This is a genomic window from Adhaeribacter soli, from assembly GCF_008727925.1.
GTDB classification, from domain to species: domain Bacteria; phylum Bacteroidota; class Bacteroidia; order Cytophagales; family Hymenobacteraceae; genus Adhaeribacter_A; species Adhaeribacter_A soli.
This window is the reverse complement of the sequence record NZ_VTWT01000003.1, coordinates 31,087-49,829: the sequence shown is the minus strand read 5'-3', so window position 1 is coordinate 49,829 and position 18,743 is coordinate 31,087. Positions and strand designations below refer to the sequence as shown.

Below are 18,743 nucleotides of genomic sequence, written 5' to 3'. Positions count from 1 at the left end.
ATTATTTAGCTTCAGGATCCGATTCCGGGCCTTCACCAACGAAATAAAACAATTTCGGTTTTATTGTTTGATCAAACGTTTTGTGAAAGAACTACCATTAGCTGTTATCCGGGCCAGGTAAATCCCTTTAGCCAGTTTTTCGATGTTTATCCGGCCGTTTGCCGGTATTGTTTCGCTCATCATGGTGCGGCCAGCCATATCGGTAACGATCAGGTGCGCTCCCTTTGATTCAGTTTGAAGACCCTTTATAGTAATAAAATCGGTAGCCGGATTGGGGTGAAAAGCCAGGGTATTTTCCGGCAGCTTTCCGGATAAGCCTGTTACATTGGAAGGAGTAAAGCGGTAAATAGTGCCGCTGGCCGGGGGAGCAGCAAGGGTAGGAAAGGTATTTGCATTGGTTACAGTTACTGCGGTAGCAGCAGCCGGGTTACCCTGCAGAAATATTCCTGAAACGGTAAAAGTGGACGAGGAAGTTGATAAGGCCAGGCCAACGGTAGGGGCTTGCTGGGGAAAATACAGAAATCCGGATGAAGGCAGGCTGGAAGGGCCGTAATGCAGCTCGATGATGTTTGAGCCCTCATAAAGCCATACCTGCATATTAGCAAATTCGCTGCCGCCGTTGCTTGTTCCTGCATTTTTCCATTCCATTTTCAGGATCTGCTGCCCCGGCGTGCCGGTTAATTTGTAGCCGATCGTAGAGGGGTTGGCTGACTGGTTCCGGTCTTCGAGCTCTGCCAGAAGCGCTGAAATGCCGCGCATGCCGAACTGAAAGCCGATTTCCGAATTACCGCCAATACCCAGCATCGATTCGGTGGTACCACCCAGTTCAAACTGGAAAGGAATTAACACGTTATAAGAACTCATACCATCCCAACCAGGTTGGCTCAATATAAAGGGAGAAGGCAGGTCGGCGTAAGTACCGGTTGTCTGCGAAAAAGTGTAGGACTGGGCCTTTGCAAAGAAGCCTGAAACAGCCATTACGACTACAAGTAAAAGTTTTTTCATGTACTGATTTGTTTTAATAAACACCAAAATTAAAGAGAAACCCCTGAATAACAAGCAAGGGCCGATGGAAAGGGAAGGGGAGGATTGCCCGGAATGACAAAAGCCAGTTCCGAATTCGGAAATGGCTTTTAAATCAGGACAGATACCTGCCAATTATTGCTTTACCACCTGTTTGCCGAAGCGCTCCGTTGGTAACTTCCATGAAGTAAGTGCCTCTTGGCAGGCCCGAAATGTTTAGCAGATGGTTAGCTCTCAATTTTTCGGATAGAACCACTTTGCCTGATGCATCGCTAACTTTACAATTGCAGGCGCTTTTGGAGTAGTTAACACCAGTACAAATATGGTTTAAAAGAAGCAGTTTATAAAAGCTTTGTTGTTGGTTTTCAGCTTAAGGCATGTTTTAAGACTGCGTTTTGCTGGCGAAGGCTTCTTAAAGCAGCATGGTAATTCAGTAATGCCCGAAGGCAAACGCAGGTTCCGGTAAGGGAAATTGTAACGCAAAGGTTGATTTTAATAGGCGCTGCGGAAAGTCAGAACCCCAACCGGCACCGTTCCTTTTCCAGCAGCGTAAGATCTTCTTCCGGCGTTAAGCGGCTTTTTTCGTTTTCAAAAACCTGGCGGCTGTGTTCTTTAATCTCCCGGCGTTTTATAGCTTCCAGAAACCGCCGCACATCTTCCTGGTTTTCCAGCAGTAGGCCCGGCACCGGAGTGGGTTTACCGGAATCGTCTTTGGCTACCATGGTAAAGTAAGAAGTGTTGGTGTGTTTCACCTGGCCGGTTTTCACGTTTTCAGCAATTACTTTTATGCCCACCATTAACGAGGTATTGCCCACGTAATTCACCGAAGCCATTAACGAAACCAGCTCCCCGACTTCCACAGGCTGCAGAAAGTGAACCCCGTCTACCGTTACAGTAACGCAATAATTGCCCGCATGCTTGGCTGAACAGGCATAAGCCACTTTATCCATTAGCGAAAGCAGAATACCCCCGTGGATCTTGCCGCCAAAATTGGCATACGCCGGGATCATAAGTTCGGTAATGGTGGTGCGGGAATAAGAAACCGGCCGGAATTCGGATGCTTGCATAAAACGCTGGGTTAAGGTCATAAAAAAAGAAGATCACCTTCCTGAATTCCGGATTACGGCAATCTTCCTTTTTAGTGACTATAACCTACTGTTTTACAAATTTCGTCTGCCAGGTTCGGGAGTTGGATTTAAGGGTTACGAAGTAAAATCCGCGGGGAAGCCCTGCCAGTTCCAGTTGAAGGCTATTTAACCCTTTTGCCAGCAGGTGTTTCTGTTTAAATGCCGTTTGGCCGGCCACATTTCGGAGCTCGATCTCCACATTTTCCGGTACGTCAGACATTAATTCCAGCGTAACCCGGTCTTTAATGGGGTTCGGATAAAGGTGCAGGGCTGTAATTGTTTCCATCTCAAATTGCACGGCCTGAACGTCGGAATAACTAAAATCGCCGCTGAGATCCAGTTGCTTTAAACGGTAGTAAACCAGCCCGGAAAAGTCAGGAACATCATGGTAGTGGTAGGCTGTGGCAGCAGAAGTTGTTCCCTGACCGGCTTTTTCCCCGATTGTTTTCCAGGAGCGGGCATCGGCAGAACGCTGGATCTGAAACGAACGGTTATTTTTTTCCGAAGCCGTTTGCCAGGTTAATTTCACCCCGGAACTTACTTTTTCGGCCTTAAAAGCTACCAATTCCACCGGAAGCGGGTCCTGTGCAAACCTTAACTGGAAATCGGAAGGCTGCGAAAAGGTAGCGATCAGGGTTTTGGTTGCCGCATCGTACGTCCAGGAGGAGAGGTTTTGTCCGGTTACCAGATTGGGCCGTTTATCGGCTTTTACCAGCAGCGTAGCCGGTTTGCTTACGTAGCCTTCAAATTCGCCTTTGCTGAGTTGCTCCCACGAAATATTGGCGCGGCGGCTGCTTTTCAGGAGTTGTTCCGAGCCGTAAACCAGGGTAGTGCCGTTCTGCAGAAAAACCTGGGCGAGCTCGCCGGAAATATCTTCGGAATAAAAGGTAAAGCTGGCATCGGATCTTAAGGTTTCCGGCAACGTCGCGGCAGTTACGGTTTGCATTATAGTATCGGCTTGGGTAAAGGCCACATCGGTGAATTGGGCCGAAGCGGTTACCAGGCCGGCCATGTTGCTGAGCGGCAGGGTAGTGGCAGTTAGGGCAGGAGAAGTGTAAGGCAGCAGCGCGGCCAGGAACTGGGTTTGCGAAACGTTAGCTTTATTCACCAGAAAAGTAGTGTGGCTTTCGGCCTGATTATAAGTCGTTTCGTGGATGCCGGTGGTTTTGGTATAACTGCTGACACCGTTGGTAGCCGTTACGTGCGCCTTGAGGGAAACACCGTTCTTCTGCCAGATGCCTTCGTGGTTCGCCGCATTATCGGTAAAAGTACCTTGCGCGGAGGTGCCGTTTTCCAGGCCGAAACCGTGCAGCTGCCAGGTAAAATTATGCGGAGCCGCCGCCGAAATGAAATCCGTCATCAGGTAATATTCGCCGCGTACGCTCAGCGTTTTGCGGGTAATACTAGCGCCGGAATAAGCAGTAGCTACTTCCCCGTAACTCAACCCCGATGTCTGGAACGGATGCTGAATGGTAGCGGCAGCATCGTTGGCCGCGCTGGAAGTCCCGATCAAAGGCCCCGCGCCGTCTACCAGCACCAGGTTATGGTTCGTGGCATTTCCTACTTCCCCGCGACGATTGTAATTCAGATAACCGGCATCCAAAGCCAGTAATTGGCCTTGGGAATAAAGCGTGAAGCTGCCGGCATCGCCGTGGTTGTGTCCGCCCGAATTGGTAAGGGCAAGTCCTTTTTTACCGTAAACGTGCAGGTAATTTCCTGCAAAGCCATTTCCCGACCGGAATACCAAATTGCCGGCTTCCGGGTAAGAAGTTAAAGCTTTTTCCGGTTTAGGCAGCGGATTTACGTTGGCCGCTAAATAATTGGCCCGTAAATCTACCGTGCCGTCCAGCTGCGCATCCAGGGTACGGAGCTGGTTTGCTTCCAGGTTTTGCGGGTGAAATTCTTTTACAAACTGCGCTTTCCCGGTTAAGGCCAGTTCCGGCATGGCCATATCGATGTAAGAATCTTCCAGCGCCGGCAGGCGGCCGTCGGGCAGGGTAATATCCGTGATCCACTGGTAAAGCAGGTCGTAATTCGGGTCGAAGAAAGGATTGCGGATCTGGCGGGTTGTGTTGTTCCACGTGAAGCTGTAAGTACCATCCGGCAGGAAATTCCCGAAAGCCCGGAAAAAAGGCAGACAGTTCTGCATGGCGTATTTAAAGTAGTACGGCCCTTCGGCATAACCTGCTACTACGCCCGGCTCCGATTGCCTTCCGGCATTGCGCCACATGGCATTATCGATGTTGTACATGCCAATGTTTATCCAGCTTTGCGGCTGATTGGCCACGGTGGTGCTGGTCATGTCGTTGAGCACAACTCCGGCCATACCCAAAGCGGCAGCCGTCATAAATAAATGGTTGTTGTTTATAGAGCCTACAAAGCCGGAACCATTGGAATACAGCCGGCCGGCAAAGTTCTGCAGGTTGGTTTTAGCGGTAAGCAGGCGCGCTTCAGGAACGCCGGCTCCGCGCAAGAGGTCGTAGGCAATTAAATAGTCGATGAGTTCTTTGCTGCGCCACTGCCATTTTTCGTAGCTCCAGAAGGCTTCCACCGCCGGGTTCAGGTTGTCGAGCAGGGATATGGCTTTGGTTTCGAGGTCGTTTTTCTGAGCGGAATTGAGCGTATCTAAGTTATAATTCAGACCAATTATCCGGATAAACGCAACGTTTTTAGCAGCTCTGGCCCGCAGGCGGCGGTCGGTATCGGTGGAATTGGTAGCAGGCGGCGTTGCCAAAGCCCAGGCATATACCGACTGGTAAATCTCCTTGCGGGCAGATTCCTGCAGCGATTGTCTTACTTCCGGCAGGGCATTGGCTTTAAGCAGTGTTCTTGGAAAACTTACATCTGCCCCGGCAGGCTGCCAGCTGCCCGACTGCGCTAAAGCGGTAAAGGCTAAAACAGTATAAGAAAGAAAGAGAAAACTAAATCTGGTAAAAAATCCGGCAATAGGCATAATGCTAAATATACACACGAAACACGGCTTAGGAAACAGCAGTTGCCTGCAAAGAGTTCTTGCGTGTTTGTTTCTTTAAAAAATTATATTTATTATTTTAAAGATACTGATGGAGAGGGCCAACAGTTATGCCGGACGCCTTTATTTTTATGGAAGGAGGTTAAACACTGAGTAGAGCACAGCCTTTTATTTGCCTTTCCGTATGCCGAAAAAAACACGAATCCGATTACATGCTTCTCGTAAAAACCCGGCTCGGCCAGAGCAAGATCAGTGGCATTGGTTTGTTTGCCGATCAGTTTATTTCTAAAGGCGCAATTATCTGGAAGTACACCGAAGGCGTAGACCTGAAGCTTTCCGATGAACAATTGGCTGAACTGGAAAAAGAATACCCGCTCGATAATCTGAAGAAATACCTATACCGAAGCAAATCCAGCCACCTGCATATTCTTTGCGGCGACGACGGGCGTTTCATCAACCATTCCTTCCAACCCAATACCTCAGATACCTCCGAAGACGACGAAGGCTTTACCATTGCGGCCAGCGATATTCAGCCCGGCGAAGAAATTACCTCCGATTACAATGGATTTGATAAGGATTTTGACGATTATAAAGGTATGCTGAAGTAGCGGCGAAAAGAAGTGTATTACCGTCTGTCAAGACTAAAATTAACTGGAATAACCATTCGCTGACTTACTCTTTCTCCTTCCTTAACGGCTGGTTTCCAGTTTGGCATCTGTGAAACTACCCGTAATGCTTCTGCATCGAGGTCGGCATCGCCCGGTCTGGAAATTCTTGTTCCGGATAAAGAGCCGTCTGGGTTAACTACAAATTGAACGAGTACCTTGCCCTGAATATAATTCTTTTTGGCAGCGGCAGGGTATTTCAGAGTGTTGTTTAAATACCTGATAAACCCTTGTGCGCCGCCCGGAAATTCTGCACTGGTTTCGTGCGGGTAATAGGTTGTGTCTGCTCCGGCTTTGGTTAAGCACTTCCCTTGAATAAGTTTGCCATCCTTATAAATATCTATTCGCCGTAGTTCGCCGGTTTTGTAATAAGATCGGAATTCGCCTTCAAGGCTTCCATTTACGTAATTGCTGGTTTTGGCTATTTTTCCGTCTTCAAACCATTCCTTACTGCCGCCAGCCATAAACCTGGTTTTTTCATTAGAGCTTTCTTCTTTTATAAGTTGGCCGGCCATAGTGTAGGTTCTATTGGTTTTAATGGCGTTGGCTCCTGAACCGGAGAAAGCTACCTCTTCATAATATTTGGCGCTGCTTGAATCCAAAACTATCTGCCAGTTTGTATCGAGGTATTTCCGCTCCTGAGCAGCGGCGAAGAATGAAATAAGCGTGAAAGCAGCAGTAAAAAAAAGCTTCATGAGATATAAATTGAAAAGCAAAGATAACAGGAATTAAAGGAATGCTTCTCAACAAACAGGATAAACTTTTTCGGCAGTTCTTACAGAAACACCACTTCTTTAATTGCCTGCACGCCTACTTCAGCATTTATCAGCTCAATTACTTTGGTTTTGGCCATGGTGAGTTCGTGCTTGAGTGGGGCAGAGGTGAGGCGCACAAATAATTTACCGTCGCGGAAATAAAGCTGCTGGGTTTTAAGCGCAATAGCCCGGCCCATAATTTTCTCCCAGCTTTCCACAATGGTAACTTCGTTCAGTTTGCCCTGCAGTTTATACGCATTTACCAGCGCCTGCAAACTCTCTTTCAGCGGCTGGATATCGGCTTTGCGGCTGTTCAGGGATTTGTCGGTATTGTAGCGTGGTCTCAACATAAGTGCGCGGGTGTTAGATTGGTGTACGGATATTCCGGAATGGAAGCAAAGGTATAAGGCTTCAAGCAGAAGTTATCGGCAATTTGTCCACAGGAAAACTAGGTGTTTCTGTTGATAAATGGATGGCGTTCTAAATCGGTAATGAAATGGGTTTAATGATTTCGCAGCGTTTTATGGCCTTGAAAGCATATCGTTTTAAAGTTAGCCTTAACTCTAAACTCATAACTTTCAATTCTTAACTGACTTTCCCCCTCAAGCCGGGTGGCTTCGTTTCTAACTCGAAAGCCGTGGATTCACCTGCCCTTCCGGGCTGCCTCGTGCCTCGGCACCGGTTAATCCAAAGTCTTTCTCCTTAGAAACTGGTATCAGTTTTCCTCCGTGGTGGGCTGTTTTTAAGTTAGTTTTTATCCGCTAACGTGGTTTTCAGGGGCGCTGCGCTGGCGATATGCATGAAATTCTTTTAAAGGAAATCCTGAAAGTTCTGTTAATCCTGAAAATCCTGATTCAGAAATCAAAGCTCCCTCCCCTGAATTAGGGGAGGGCCGGGGTGGGGTGAAACGCTACCATTCCTTACCCAGAAAGTCCGGATATCCTCCGAAAGGTCTTTCAGAAAAAGCTGGGTGCGTTCCTGATGCGAATCGGTAATGAACAGCTGCCCAAAGGTGTGGTTGGCTACCATTTCCAAAAGCTTGGCGATCCGTTTTTCATCGAGCCGGTCAAAAATATCGTCCAAGAGCAAAAGCGGTTTCTGGTTTTTAGCGGCAGCGGTAAGTTCGAACTGGGCCAGTTTCAGGGCTATTACAAAGCTTTTCTGCTGGCCTTGCGAGCCGAAGTGCTTCACCGAATTCTCATCCATCAGAAAAACGAAATCGTCTTTATGCGGACCTACCGAAGTGCGTTGCAGAATGCTGTCTTTGCGTTCGTTTTGTTTCAGTAAATAAGCAAAATCCTGCCCCGGCAGCTGGCTCTTGTATTCAATGCGCACCTCCTCCGAGCTTTCCGATAAAAAACGATACTGTTTCTGAAAAACGGGCTCGAATTCCTTTAAAAAAGCCTGCCGCGTAGCCGAAATTTGTTCGCCGAACGGTATCATTTGCTCGGTTAAAACCTGCAGGTAATCCGAATCATAATAATTGCGGTCGGCAAACTGCTTTAAAAGTAAATTTCGCTGCTTCAGAAAATGGTTGTAGCGAAGCAGGTTGTCCAGGTAATCGTGGTTCAGTTGCGAAATAAGGCTATCAAAGTACTTGCGGCGTTCTTCCGAACCCTCGCGCACCAAATCGGTATCGTAGGGCGAAATTAAAACCACTGGGAACCGGCCCACGTGTTCGCTTACTTTTTCGTAGGGAACCTTGTTGTTGGTAATTATCTTTTTCTGCCCCGTCCGGAAGGTGCACTGGATCAGGTTTTTCTGTTCTTCCTGGGCAAAGCGGCCGCGTACCATGAAATAATCTTCGCCCTGCTTTACATTCTGAACATCGGAGCCGGCAAAAGCGCTTTTGGTAAGCGAAAGGTAATGAATGGCATCGAGCAGGTTGGTTTTACCCGAACCATTCGGGCCGATAAAGCAGTTTATGTGGGGAGAGAAAGTAATGTCCGCCTCTTCATAATTCTTAAAAAAGAGCACATTCAGATTTTCGAGCGTCATTAATTTCGTTGTAAGATTCTTTTTAGTTAATTTCGCGTGTTGTAACCCTTTGTCAGGAACCCACTTCGGTTTAAACCAATTGGTCTTTCTGCCGGGCTACAGTACAAACTTAGAAATTACGAGCAATTCCAGCTACTATGGCAGTTACGAAAGACGCGAAGGACAAGAAGGAAACAAAGGTAAAAGCGGAAACAAAATTTTCAAAAGAAACCTATTTGCACTGGTATGAGATGATGCAGCTCATGCGCAAGTTCGAGGAAAAAGCCGGCCAGTTATACGGTCAGCAGAAAATTAAAGGCTTTTGCCACTTATATATCGGCCAAGAGGCCTGTGCCGCCGGCGCTATTACCGCGCTGGAAAAAGACGATAAATGGATCACCGCTTACCGCGACCACGGTCATCCGCTGGGTTTGGGTACGAGCCCGAACGCGGTAATGGCTGAATTATTTGCAAAAGCCACCGGTTGCTCCAAAGGCAAAGGCGGCTCCATGCACATCTTCGATAAAGAAGTGAATTTCATGGGCGGCCACGGCATTGTAGGCGGTCAGGTGCCATTGGGCGCCGGAATTGCCTTTGCCGAGAAATACAACGGTACCAAAAACCTGTGCATTTGCTACATGGGCGACGGCGCGGTGCGTCAGGGTGCTTTGCACGAAGCCTTTAACATGGCCATGCTGTGGAAACTGCCGGTAATTTTTGTAGTGGAAAATAACGGCTACGCCATGGGTACTTCTGTGCAGCGGACTTCCAACGTAACCGAACTTTATAAACTTGGCTTAAGCTACGACATGCCTTCGGAACCGGTAAACGCCATGCGTTGCGAAGACGTGCACGAAGCGGTAGCCCGCGCGGCCGAACGTGCCCGTGCCGGCGAAGGCCCTACCTTTTTAGAGTTCAAAACCTACCGTTACAAAGGCCATTCCATGAGCGATCCGGCCAAGTATCGTACCAAAGAAGAACTGGAAGACTACCGGAACCAGGACCCTATCGAAAGCGTGCGCCATACCATTCTGGAAAATAAATATGCAAGCGAAGAAGAGCTGCAGGCAATTGACGATAAGATAAAAGCTCAGGTACAGGAATCGGTGGAATTTGCCGAAAACTCGCCTTATCCGGCGCCGGAAGAGCTGTTCACCGACATTTACGTGCAAAAAGATTATCCTTATTTGCGCGAGTAGTACATTACGGTTAAGCGCATGGTTAAATTTGTTTTTTGCAGCGCAAAAAATGAATTTTAGCCATGCTCTAACAATAGTCTGACAGAAATTCCTTAACTTCGTATTTTAATGAGTACTTTAATGGCTAATAAAAGCACTAAAAAACCTAACGCCACCGATCCGAACGCGGAGAACCTGACCAATGCCACGCCCCAGCACGAATATGAGTTTCTGGAAAACCCGGATGCCATTGCAGACCGTCTGGCCCAGTCGGAAGATTTTGTAAAGAAGCATAAGAATACCCTTTTAGGCGTTTTTGCAGCCCTGGCCTTATTAATTGCCGGTGGTTTCTTCTACTACAGCTACAAGCAAAACCAGGAAGAAGAAGCACAGGTTGCCATGTTTCAGGCGGTTTACGATTTCGAAGCCGATTCTCTGAACAAAGCCCTGAAAGGCGATGCCCGTTACAAAGGCCTGGAATACATTTCGGAAGAATACAGCGGAACCAAAGCGGGTAAACTGGCTAACTTCTACGCCGGTGTGGCTTATTTAAAGCAAGGCAAATACAAAGAAGCTATCGATAAACTGGAAGACTTCAGCTCCGATGACCTGATCCTGCAAGGCCGCGCTTACAGCCTGATCGGCGATGCGAACATGGAATTGGGTAACAGTGCAGAAGCAGCCGAAATGTACACGAAAGCCGCCAATTACAAATCCAACGAGTTCTTTGCCCCGCAATACTTAATGAAAGCCGGTATGGCCTACGAAGCTGGTAAGAATTACACCGAAGCAGCCAATGCTTACGACCAGATCCTTACCAAGTATGCCGCCTCCACGGAAGTAAACGACGCTAAAAAATACAAAGCCCGCGCCGAAGGCTTGGCTGGCAAATAAAATTCCTGCCAAAAAACTGAAAACGACGCATTTACCGGAAACCTTCTGGTAAATGCGTCGTTTTTGTTTGGGAAGAATTACGTTTTATCGAAGGAGTGTGGGAGTTCGTCAGAGGTTGAAAATTATTGCCGCTATGCCATTGTTGGTGAAAATACTGTAGTCGTCATTAAGCCAATTTATTGCGTCATCCTGAGCGAAGCCGAAGGAACTATTGGTTACTACTATGGCATTTGAGCATTCCTGAGACGGGAGTCGAAAGGACCCAGCGTAGCTGTAAAAAATGCCTTTCGTTCGGGTTCGATATGCGATAGTTTCCTCCACAAGGTCGGAATGACACAATAATTTAAGTTAGCCTGACATAGGAAAGCACCAGCATAGGCAGGAGGAAAGCAGAAGGAGAAATAAAATACCAGCGACTTTTTAATCGAAATACATAGCGTTTCCGCAATCTAATTTGCACCTTCGTATTCAATTCCTGAGATATTATTAATTATTAATTATTCATTATTAATTACAAAGAAATGGCCAGCGCGCTTAAAAACCTGAGTGAATACAACTCCGAAAAACTGATAGATGCCTCCGGAAAACGCTTCGGATTGGTGGTTGCCGAATGGAACAAAGAAATTACCGATTCGCTTTGCCGCGCCGCATACGACACCTTGATCAAGCACGGCGCCTTGCCCCAGAACATTCACCGCAACACCGTTCCCGGAAGTTACGAACTACCTTTAGCGGCCCAGTACTTGGCTTCCAGCAACGAGATAGATGCGGTAATTTGCCTGGGCGTAGTAATTAAAGGCGAAACCAAACACGACGATTATATTAACCACGCGGTAGCCCAAGGCCTGATGCAGGTTTCCCTGAGGTTCAATAAACCGGTTATTTTTGGGGTGCTTACTACTAATACCCTGGAGCAGGCACAAGCCCGTTCCGGCGGCAATTATGGCAACAAAGGCGTAGAAGCTGCCGTGGCCGCCATTCAGATGCTGAGCTTTATTCAGTAAAAACGGTAGGTAATTAGCCGGAAAAGTAAAGGCCCGTTGCAGCAATGCAGCGGGCCTTTTTTATAGCTTAACAAATCGTTAAAGTCAACAACCTTAATATTGTCAATCAGCAATTTAACCATTCAGCAATTCAAATTACCTGCCGCCGCCAAAATTAAACTGCAGGCCTAAAGAAGGAATAAAAGTAAAACCTTTCAGTTCAGTTTGTCTGCCTCCGGGAAGGTTATACTTGCCGTAGTTCTGATAGTAAATAGCCAGGACAGGCAACACATACGCATATTTATAACCGATCTTGGCGTTCACAAAAGCCCCCAAGGCGCCGTAACTTTCCTTGCCCGAAACCTTTTCGACCGGCACATAGTTTTGTTGCCCCGCCTGCTGAACCAGGAATTCCGAAGGATCGAAGTTATATTTTACAAACGAACGGCTATAAGCCAGGCCATAGGAAATATTGCCATACGTTTCTTCCGGCCCGAAAGAAGTGCTGAACACCAGCGGAATCAGGATGTCGGTTCGGGAGGCGTCGAATTTTAACAGCTTGCCGGCATCTTCCAGTAAGAACTTGCCCGGCAGATCGGCGCTCCGGCTGGAAAACTGCAAGCCAATGCTGCCATAGGTTCCTTCCGGGCCGGGATTCTTTATTGTTCCCGTAGAACCCATAAACTGGAACATGCCATCGAATACGTGCGTACCGAAGGCGTACTTATATCCTACATCCACGCGTTTAGCCAAACCGTACCGTCCGTAAAAATCAAAACTTGGTGAAGCCGGATCCAAAGTATAAGCCAGGACTGCCCGCGAGACATCCGCCACGGCATCGGCCGATTCATAGGTTTTTTGCTCTTTCAGCGTATTTACCAGATTTTTGGTGCCTTCGGAAAGGGCCGCAATAGGTTGGGTAGCAATGTTGCCGGAAAAGTTGGCGCCGGCTTTAAACTCGCCCTTCGGGGTAACTTTACCCGAATGGATTACCGAACGCGGTGCAGTACAACTGGAGGCCAGCAATAAAGCGCTTATTAAAAAGATACCGGGAGAAAAAAGCTTCATAAAGGAAGGAATAAAGTTTTGCGGGAGCCGCAATTCAAATATAGTTCCAGCTTTTAGTTTTCCGGCAAAAAACACTACTGCTCCACCAAATTAATTTATAGCATTTGCTTAACGGAATTTGTCATTCCGTCTTAACCGTGCCGTGGGATTGGTAATCCCATTTTTCTAAAACTAAACTGGTCATGCATTACCTTTTCCAGACAAAAAAGAAAGATTTTGAATTTCAAAGCTTTAGTTATTAAACTCTGCTTTTCTTAATTCGAACTTTGTTGCTTTTGCGTATCTTTAACCGAGATGAAAAAACGTTTACTTCTAACTGTTCTTCTGGCGGGCAGTATTTCCGTAGCGCAAGCCCAGCTTCTGTTCGAGCCTTTGCAGTTACCGGTGCAGGAGGGAGCCAACCGCCTGAAACTGGCGTGGGCCGGAGGTTTGCAATCGCCCCAGATCAGCCCGATCGATCTGAATAATGACGGCGTTCAGGACCTGCTGGTTTTCGACCGGACCGATAATAATATCCTGCCCTTCATCAGCAATAACCAGGCAACCGATACAGCTTACACCTACGCGCCCGAATACGCAACGTTCTTTCCGCGGGATTTGCACAGTTGGGTATTGCTGCACGACTATAATTGCGACGGCAAACCCGATATTTTTACGGCCGGCCGTTTCGACGAAGTGCGGGTTTTTAAAAATACGAGTAGCGGCAATCAGTTGTCCTTTCAGCTTGTAAAGAATCCGTTGCAGGCTACAAATAGTATCATCTCCATTCCCAGCTCCGACGTTCCGGCCTTTTCCGATGTGGATAACGACGGCGATCTGGACATGCTGGCTTTTACCACGAACAGCGATTATGTAACCTGGTTCCGGAACATGCGTGTGGAAAACGGGCAAGCCTGTTCAGCAGATACCCTTAATTTTAAGCGGGAAACCAGTTGCTGGGGGAAATTTGAGGAAGACTTTTTCACCAGCAGCATTAATTTGAACCGCCCCTGTAGCAACCGCTATTCCGGCGGCAAAACCCAGCTGCATGCCGGTTCTACCTTGCTGGTGCTGGATGTGGATAACGACGGCGACAAAGATGCCTTGATCGGCGACATTTCAAGTGAAAAGCTGGTATTTCTGCAAAATGGCGGTTCGTCAACTCTGGCGAATATGACCTCTCAAACCAACATATGGCCCCCGGCGAACCCGCTAAACCTCTATTCTTTTCCGGCTGCCTATTATGTAGATGTGGATAACGACCAGGTAAAGGATTTGATAGCGGCTCCCAATACCGGCGGCGATGGTGGCGCTAAAAATTACGAACAGGTTTACTTCTACAAAAATACCGGCACCAATTCCAGTCCAAATTTCAGCTTCCGTAAAAACGATTTCTTGGGCGGCGAAATGATCGAGGTTGGTTCCGGAGCTGCACCCGCTTTTGTAGACATTGACAGCGACGGCGATCTGGACCTGGTGATCGGTAACGACTACTACATTCAGGGAACCGGAGCTGCTGCAGCTAAATTGGCGCTTTATGAAAATACCGGTTCGGCTGCTGCGCCTTTTTACACCTTGGTAACGAAAGATCTGGCCGGCCTCAGTCCCCGGAATTTAATGACCATCGCGCCCGCTTTCGGCGACCTGGACGGCGACGGCGATGCGGATCTGTTGCTGGGCGAGTCGTTGGGTTTTATTTATTATTTCCGTAACGATTCCCAAGCCGGGCAGCCGCCGGTGTTTACTTTTGTCAGCAATAATTATGTGGGGCAAAGCGTAGGCGCCTACAGCACGCCAACCTTGGCTGATGTAGACCGTGACGGCGATCTGGATTTAGTAGTAGGCGAACGGAACGGCAACCTCAACTTTTTCCGGAACAACGGTACCGTTTCAGCGCCGAATTTCAGTCTGGAAAATGCCAGCTTTGGCAACGTAAGCGTGCGCAACCCGAACATTGGCGCCGGTTACGCCGCTCCACACATTGCCGACCTGAACCAGAATAACTTGTTCGACCTTCTGGTTGGCGACTACGACGGTAAACTTCATTACTTCCCCGATATAGAAAACAACCTGGCCGGCACTTTTACAGAAACCCGCTTGTGGTTCCGGAATCAGCTTTCTAATTCAAACGACACCCTGCAAACCGGCCGCCGCATGCATCCGGCCGTAGCCAACCTGACCGGCGACAACCAGCCGGACCTGATTGTCGGTTTAAGCCGGGGTGGTTTGCGCTGTTTCCGGAATGTTGGCGTGGTAAGTGGCATCTCGAAAGAAAGGGCCATGCTCAGCAACTGGTCTGTTTTCCCGAATCCGGTAACTCAGAAAGCAACTTTGCGTTCAATGCCCGGTGCAAAGGCAACTATTTCCGTTACCGATATGCTTGGCCGGGAGTGGCTGCAGAAGGAAGTGGCTTTTGCCTCCGGCGAAACGGAGCTGGATTTAACTTCTTTCCCGGCAGGCGTTTACCTGATTCGCCTTTCAAATGGCCCGGAAACCGCGGTTTTGGGAAAAATCCTGAAAATAAACAGGGGAGAATAGATAATTCAGGATTAATCCGCTAATTTTGCACCAAATTTCAGTTGTGTACCTGGTTTTCAGTTAGAAGCGAAACTAAACTATTTTAACCGAAACCCTGTTACAAGGCAAACCGAAGGCTTGAAATACCCGGCCCTGGCGTTGCTTTTTAAAAGAATTCAATATTTTATAAACCGGAACCATGAGCGAGGAAAAATTACGCTATTCACGTGAAGAACTGATCGAGTTTGAAGACCTGATCTTGGAGAAACTGAACAACGCAAAAAAAGAAGTTGCTTTTATTAAAGAAACCCTGAGCCGTCGCAACGATTCCGGAACAGACAATACTGCTTCTTCTTCCAAACTGCTGGAAGACGGCGCCGATACTGCCGAGAAAGAAAGCCTGAACCAATTGGCTTCCCGCCAGCTTAAATTTATCCAGCAGCTGGAAAACGCCCTGATCCGCATTAAGAACGGAACCTACGGCGTGTGCATTGGCACCGGAAAGCTTATCCCGAAAGAACGCCTTCGCGCCGTACCGCACACCCAGCACTCCATCGAAGCCAAAAACCAACGCGTAGACTAAGAATTCGAATGTTCGATCGTTCGAATTTTCGATTATTCGATTTTTTAGGAGCTTTTGGAAATTATTTCCAGGTTTAAGGTTGTTGCATATCGAACAATCGAATTTCGAACAATCGAACTATCTCAAAAATGAATCCACTGGTATCGCATATTCAGGCGCTGGTTTTTTGCGCCCAGTCGCCCGTCACCATCGAGGAGATGCAGAAATGCCTTTCCGAAGCCTTGCAGGTGGAAGTGACGGTAAGCGATGTGCTGGAAGCCATTGAAGAAATTCACCAGCTGTTCATGAGCGAAGCATTTGCGTTGCAGATCTATGCCATTGGCGGTGGTTACCAGTTCTTAACCAAACCTGATTTCCAGGAAACTCTGGCCTTGTTCCTGAAGCAGAAGTCGAAACGGAAGCTTTCGACTTCTGCTATGGAAACCCTGGCCATTATTGCCTATAAACAACCCGTAACCCGTAGCCAGCTGGAGCAGATCCGCGGCGTAAGTTGCGATTATGCCCTGCACAAGTTACTCGAAAAAGAACTTGTAGAAGTAAAAGGGAAAGCTGAAACTATTGGCCGCCCCGTTTTGTACTGCACTACGCAGAAGTTCATGGAATACTTTGGAATAAACCACCTCCGCGACCTCCCGCAACTCAAAGACTTTGCCGCCGAAGAGAACATGATCGGCGAAGTTTCCGACAACTAGATTTACCTTATTTTATATACCGATATAGTAGCGATACTACATCACCAATCCAATTTAAATGGCATACAATAATTCAAGAGGCGGCAGCGGCGAAAGACCTGCCCGTCGCACCACCGGCTCTGACCGGAGCAGCAGCGGCGAAGGCAAAAAGATCTTCAACCGCAACGACAAAGGCCGTTCCTCCGACAGCCGCGACCGCAAGCCTTACGGCGATTCGCCAAGAGGTGGCTACGGCGACAAACCACGCTCTTCCGACCGTCCTTACAATAAGGAGCGTGGCGCATCTTCAGATCGTCCGTATAGCAAAGACCGCTCTTATGGCGACAAACCTTTTAGCAAAGATCGTTCAGCCGGCAGCGACCGTCCTTACAATAAAGACCGTTCTTCATCCGATCGTCCATACAACAAAGACCGCGGTTTCAAAAGCGACCGTCCATACGAAAACCGTTCTTCCGACCGCCCAAGCCGCTCGGAAGGTGGCGATAAAGAATTCCGCCCTTACCGTCCGGCAGCTAACCGCAAGCCAACCGATGACCGCCCTTGGGTAGCCCGGGCCGAAAGATCGGGCCAGGGTTCGGTACCAAGAGGAGGCAAAGGGGAACGTAATCGTAGCTTTAAACCAGAAAAAGAAGAGTATCGCGCCCGTCAGGAAGAAGGAAAAGCTTCTGGCCCGCGCCGCGATGCAGACGGCTTTGCGCCGCGCGAAGAAAAAAGAAGCTTCGGCGAACGTCCATCTAACCGTCCTTACAATAACGACCGCAGCGAGCGCCCAGCCCGTTCTTACGATGGCGACCGCAAACCATACGCCAAAAAAAGCTATGGTTCCGACGATAAAAAGTCATACGGGTCTTCCGAAAGAGGTTACTCCAAAGACCGTACCTTTAATAAAGAAGATCGTCAGGAAGGCAGCCGTTTTACGAAAGCCATGCGCGCCTCCCGCGAAAACCAAGGCTCCAGAGAAGGTGGTGAAGACCGCGCTCCAAGAGAAAACCGCCCAAGCCGTGACCGTTCGTACAATGCTTACAAAGCGGAAGGCGAAAAACGTACCTCATCCCGCGAAGATCGTCCGGAAAGAGGCGACCGTCCGGCCCGCGAAAGCCGCACCGGCCGACCTGACCGCGTAGCAGACCGCAGAGGCCGTTCAGCAGCTCCGGAAGCTATGGGCGAAGCGCCGAACTACACCGGATTAAAACGCTACAGCAACCGCGATAAAAGCAAACGTTCCGAAGACCTTTCGGCCGACGGCCAATTGCGCCTGAACCGCTACATTGCCAACGCAGGTATCTGTTCGCGCCGCGAAGCCGATGAGCTGATCGCAGCCGGCGAGATCCGGGTAAACGGCGAAGTAATAACCGAACTGGGTTACAAAGTACAACCAACGGATAGCGTTCAATACGGAAAAAAAAACTTAAGTCGTGAGAAATTGGTCTATGTGTTGCTGAATAAGCCGAAAGACTTTATCACAACTACTGAAGATCCGGAAGGCCGCAAAACGGTAATGGACCTGGTGAAAAATGCCTCGAAAGAACGTATTTTCCCGGTTGGCCGCTTAGACAGAAACACCACCGGCCTGCTGCTGTTCACCAACGACGGCGAACTGGCCCAAAAACTGACCCACCCGTCGCACAAGAACTCGAAGATCTACCAGGTAGAATTGGATAAGCCAATTACCAAAGACGACTTTCAGAAAATTGTAGACGGCCTGGAGCTGGAAGACGGCAAAGCGGAAGTAGATGACCTGGCATTAATTGGCAACACCAACAAGTTCCTGGGCATCGAGATCCACATTGGCCGTAACCGCATCGTACGCCGTATTTTCGAAAGCCTCGGCTACGAAGTAGTAACCCTGGACCGCGTACAATACGCCGGTTTAACCAAGAAAGACTTACCACGCGGCAACTGGCGTTTCCTCACCGAAAAAGAAGTGATCCGCCTGAAGTATTTCTTATAAGAACAAAAGCTTAAATTCCGGCAATGTTGAAAAGCATTGCCGGAATTTTTTTGTCTGGTTTGCTGAAATGCTAGGCATCAGCATTAAGAAAGAAAGTAGAACTTTGCCGTTGTTGGTGAAGACACCAGAGCTGTCAGGCAACGGAAAGAAGCCGGTCATTCCGAGCGAAGCCGAGGAAACTATTGGTTACTACTATGGCATTTGAGCGTAGCAATAAATGTCTATCGTTCGTGTTCGGTATGCGTTAGTTCCCTTCACAAGGTCGGGATGACTAAATAAATTAGCCTGTAGAGACGTAATATATTACGTCTCCATTCGAGGTACTAACACTGTTGATTAGTGCCAGAACCAGCTACAAGACGGGTACTAGATGTGGTAAA

16 protein-coding genes are annotated in these 18,743 nt (G+C 48.3%); 8 read left to right on the top strand and 8 right to left on the bottom strand.

Annotated features, from left to right (window positions below):
* Positions 1-60 precede the first annotated feature (60 nt).
* The 4 genes from F0P94_RS06450 to F0P94_RS06435 form a co-directional block, all read right to left on the bottom strand.
* Positions 61-1,005: a T9SS type A sorting domain-containing protein gene (locus F0P94_RS06450; RefSeq protein WP_150903010.1), complete on the bottom strand. Its 945-nt coding sequence runs from the start codon at positions 1,003-1,005 to the stop codon at positions 61-63.
* 133 nt (positions 1,006-1,138) lie between these two features.
* Positions 1,139-1,345, bottom strand: a complete 207-nt coding sequence (locus F0P94_RS20020) for a T9SS type A sorting domain-containing protein (protein WP_225307152.1) — start codon at positions 1,343-1,345, stop codon at positions 1,139-1,141.
* A 190-nt stretch (positions 1,346-1,535) separates the two neighbouring features.
* Complete coding sequence (locus F0P94_RS06440; RefSeq protein WP_150903009.1) at positions 1,536-2,090, bottom strand: acyl-CoA thioesterase; 555 nt, start codon at positions 2,088-2,090, stop codon at positions 1,536-1,538.
* A gap of 85 nt (positions 2,091-2,175) precedes the next feature.
* A complete protein-coding gene (locus tag F0P94_RS06435; protein WP_150903008.1) occupies positions 2,176-5,103 on the bottom strand; it encodes a heparinase II/III domain-containing protein in 2,928 nt (975 codons plus the stop codon).
* A gap of 230 nt (positions 5,104-5,333) precedes the next feature.
* Here F0P94_RS06435 and F0P94_RS06430 point away from each other — a divergent pair, with 230 nt between their 5' ends.
* Positions 5,334-5,729: an SET domain-containing protein gene (locus F0P94_RS06430; RefSeq protein ID WP_150903007.1), complete on the top strand. Its 396-nt coding sequence runs from the start codon at positions 5,334-5,336 to the stop codon at positions 5,727-5,729.
* Positions 5,730-5,746: 17 nt separating this feature from the next.
* Here the strand turns inward: F0P94_RS06430 and F0P94_RS06425 are convergent, their stop codons facing one another.
* The 3 genes from F0P94_RS06425 to recF all read right to left on the bottom strand — a co-directional run bounded on the left by F0P94_RS06425 (position 5,747) and on the right by recF (position 8,539).
* Positions 5,747-6,481, bottom strand: coding sequence for an energy transducer TonB (locus tag F0P94_RS06425; protein ID WP_150903006.1), 735 nt, complete (start codon positions 6,479-6,481; stop codon positions 5,747-5,749).
* Between the two features lie 80 nt (positions 6,482-6,561).
* Positions 6,562-6,891 carry a DUF721 domain-containing protein gene (locus tag F0P94_RS06420; RefSeq protein WP_150903005.1) on the bottom strand — a complete coding sequence of 110 codons (330 nt, stop codon included), beginning with the start codon at positions 6,889-6,891 and terminating at the stop codon, positions 6,562-6,564.
* A gap of 511 nt (positions 6,892-7,402) precedes the next feature.
* Entirely contained in the window at positions 7,403-8,539 is a 1,137-nt protein-coding gene (gene recF, locus F0P94_RS06415) for a DNA replication/repair protein RecF (protein ID WP_150903004.1), read from the bottom strand.
* A 137-nt stretch (positions 8,540-8,676) separates the two neighbouring features.
* Here recF and pdhA point away from each other — a divergent pair, with 137 nt between their 5' ends.
* The 3 genes from pdhA (at position 8,677) to ribH (ending at position 11,594) form a co-directional block, all read left to right on the top strand.
* Complete coding sequence (gene pdhA, locus F0P94_RS06410) at positions 8,677-9,717, top strand: pyruvate dehydrogenase (acetyl-transferring) E1 component subunit alpha (RefSeq protein ID WP_150903003.1); 1,041 nt, start codon at positions 8,677-8,679, stop codon at positions 9,715-9,717.
* Positions 9,718-9,837: 120 nt separating this feature from the next.
* On the top strand, positions 9,838-10,590 hold the full coding sequence (locus F0P94_RS06405; RefSeq protein WP_150903399.1) for a tetratricopeptide repeat protein: 753 nt from the start codon (positions 9,838-9,840) through the stop codon (positions 10,588-10,590).
* A 521-nt stretch (positions 10,591-11,111) separates the two neighbouring features.
* On the top strand, positions 11,112-11,594 hold the full coding sequence (gene ribH, locus F0P94_RS06400; protein ID WP_150903002.1) for a 6,7-dimethyl-8-ribityllumazine synthase: 483 nt from the start codon (positions 11,112-11,114) through the stop codon (positions 11,592-11,594).
* 135 nt (positions 11,595-11,729) lie between these two features.
* Here the strand turns inward: ribH and F0P94_RS06395 are convergent, their stop codons facing one another.
* The gene (locus tag F0P94_RS06395) at positions 11,730-12,641 is read right to left on the bottom strand and encodes a hypothetical protein (protein WP_150903001.1); all 912 of its coding nucleotides are present in this window, start codon (positions 12,639-12,641) and stop codon (positions 11,730-11,732) included.
* A 294-nt stretch (positions 12,642-12,935) separates the two neighbouring features.
* Here F0P94_RS06395 and F0P94_RS06390 point away from each other — a divergent pair, with 294 nt between their 5' ends.
* The 4 genes from F0P94_RS06390 (at position 12,936) to F0P94_RS19845 (ending at position 18,363) form a co-directional block, all read left to right on the top strand.
* Positions 12,936-15,158, top strand: coding sequence for a T9SS type A sorting domain-containing protein (locus tag F0P94_RS06390; protein WP_150903000.1), 2,223 nt, complete (start codon positions 12,936-12,938; stop codon positions 15,156-15,158).
* A 178-nt stretch (positions 15,159-15,336) separates the two neighbouring features.
* The gene (locus F0P94_RS06385; RefSeq protein WP_150902999.1) at positions 15,337-15,720 is read left to right on the top strand and encodes a TraR/DksA family transcriptional regulator; all 384 of its coding nucleotides are present in this window, start codon (positions 15,337-15,339) and stop codon (positions 15,718-15,720) included.
* Between the two features lie 128 nt (positions 15,721-15,848).
* On the top strand, positions 15,849-16,412 hold the full coding sequence (gene scpB / locus F0P94_RS06380; RefSeq protein WP_150902998.1) for an SMC-Scp complex subunit ScpB: 564 nt from the start codon (positions 15,849-15,851) through the stop codon (positions 16,410-16,412).
* Positions 16,413-16,470: 58 nt separating this feature from the next.
* Entirely contained in the window at positions 16,471-18,363 is a 1,893-nt protein-coding gene (locus tag F0P94_RS19845) for a pseudouridine synthase (protein ID WP_225307136.1), read from the top strand.
* Positions 18,364-18,743 lie beyond the last annotated feature (380 nt).

Excerpts from the sequence above, each read along its gene's own strand:
- F0P94_RS06450 (WP_150903010.1), bottom strand. The coding sequence starts at position 1,005 with ATGAAAAAACTTTTACTTGTAGTCGTAATGGCTGTTTCAGGCTTCTTT.
- F0P94_RS06440 (WP_150903009.1), bottom strand. The coding sequence starts at position 2,090 with ATGCAAGCATCCGAATTCCGGCCGGTTTCTTATTCCCGCACCACCATT.
- F0P94_RS06435 (WP_150903008.1), bottom strand. The coding sequence starts at position 5,103 with ATGCCTATTGCCGGATTTTTTACCAGATTTAGTTTTCTCTTTCTTTCT.
- F0P94_RS06430 (WP_150903007.1), top strand. The coding sequence starts at position 5,334 with ATGCTTCTCGTAAAAACCCGGCTCGGCCAGAGCAAGATCAGTGGCATT.
- F0P94_RS06425 (WP_150903006.1), bottom strand. The coding sequence starts at position 6,481 with ATGAAGCTTTTTTTTACTGCTGCTTTCACGCTTATTTCATTCTTCGCC.
- F0P94_RS06420 (WP_150903005.1), bottom strand. The coding sequence starts at position 6,891 with ATGTTGAGACCACGCTACAATACCGACAAATCCCTGAACAGCCGCAAA.
- recF (WP_150903004.1), bottom strand. The coding sequence starts at position 8,539 with ATGACGCTCGAAAATCTGAATGTGCTCTTTTTTAAGAATTATGAAGAG.
- pdhA (WP_150903003.1), top strand. The coding sequence starts at position 8,677 with ATGGCAGTTACGAAAGACGCGAAGGACAAGAAGGAAACAAAGGTAAAA.
- F0P94_RS06405 (WP_150903399.1), top strand. The coding sequence starts at position 9,838 with ATGGCTAATAAAAGCACTAAAAAACCTAACGCCACCGATCCGAACGCG.
- ribH (WP_150903002.1), top strand. The coding sequence starts at position 11,112 with ATGGCCAGCGCGCTTAAAAACCTGAGTGAATACAACTCCGAAAAACTG.
- F0P94_RS06395 (WP_150903001.1), bottom strand. The coding sequence starts at position 12,641 with ATGAAGCTTTTTTCTCCCGGTATCTTTTTAATAAGCGCTTTATTGCTG.
- F0P94_RS06390 (WP_150903000.1), top strand. The coding sequence starts at position 12,936 with ATGAAAAAACGTTTACTTCTAACTGTTCTTCTGGCGGGCAGTATTTCC.
- F0P94_RS06385 (WP_150902999.1), top strand. The coding sequence starts at position 15,337 with ATGAGCGAGGAAAAATTACGCTATTCACGTGAAGAACTGATCGAGTTT.
- scpB (WP_150902998.1), top strand. The coding sequence starts at position 15,849 with ATGAATCCACTGGTATCGCATATTCAGGCGCTGGTTTTTTGCGCCCAG.
- F0P94_RS19845 (WP_225307136.1), top strand. The coding sequence starts at position 16,471 with ATGGCATACAATAATTCAAGAGGCGGCAGCGGCGAAAGACCTGCCCGT.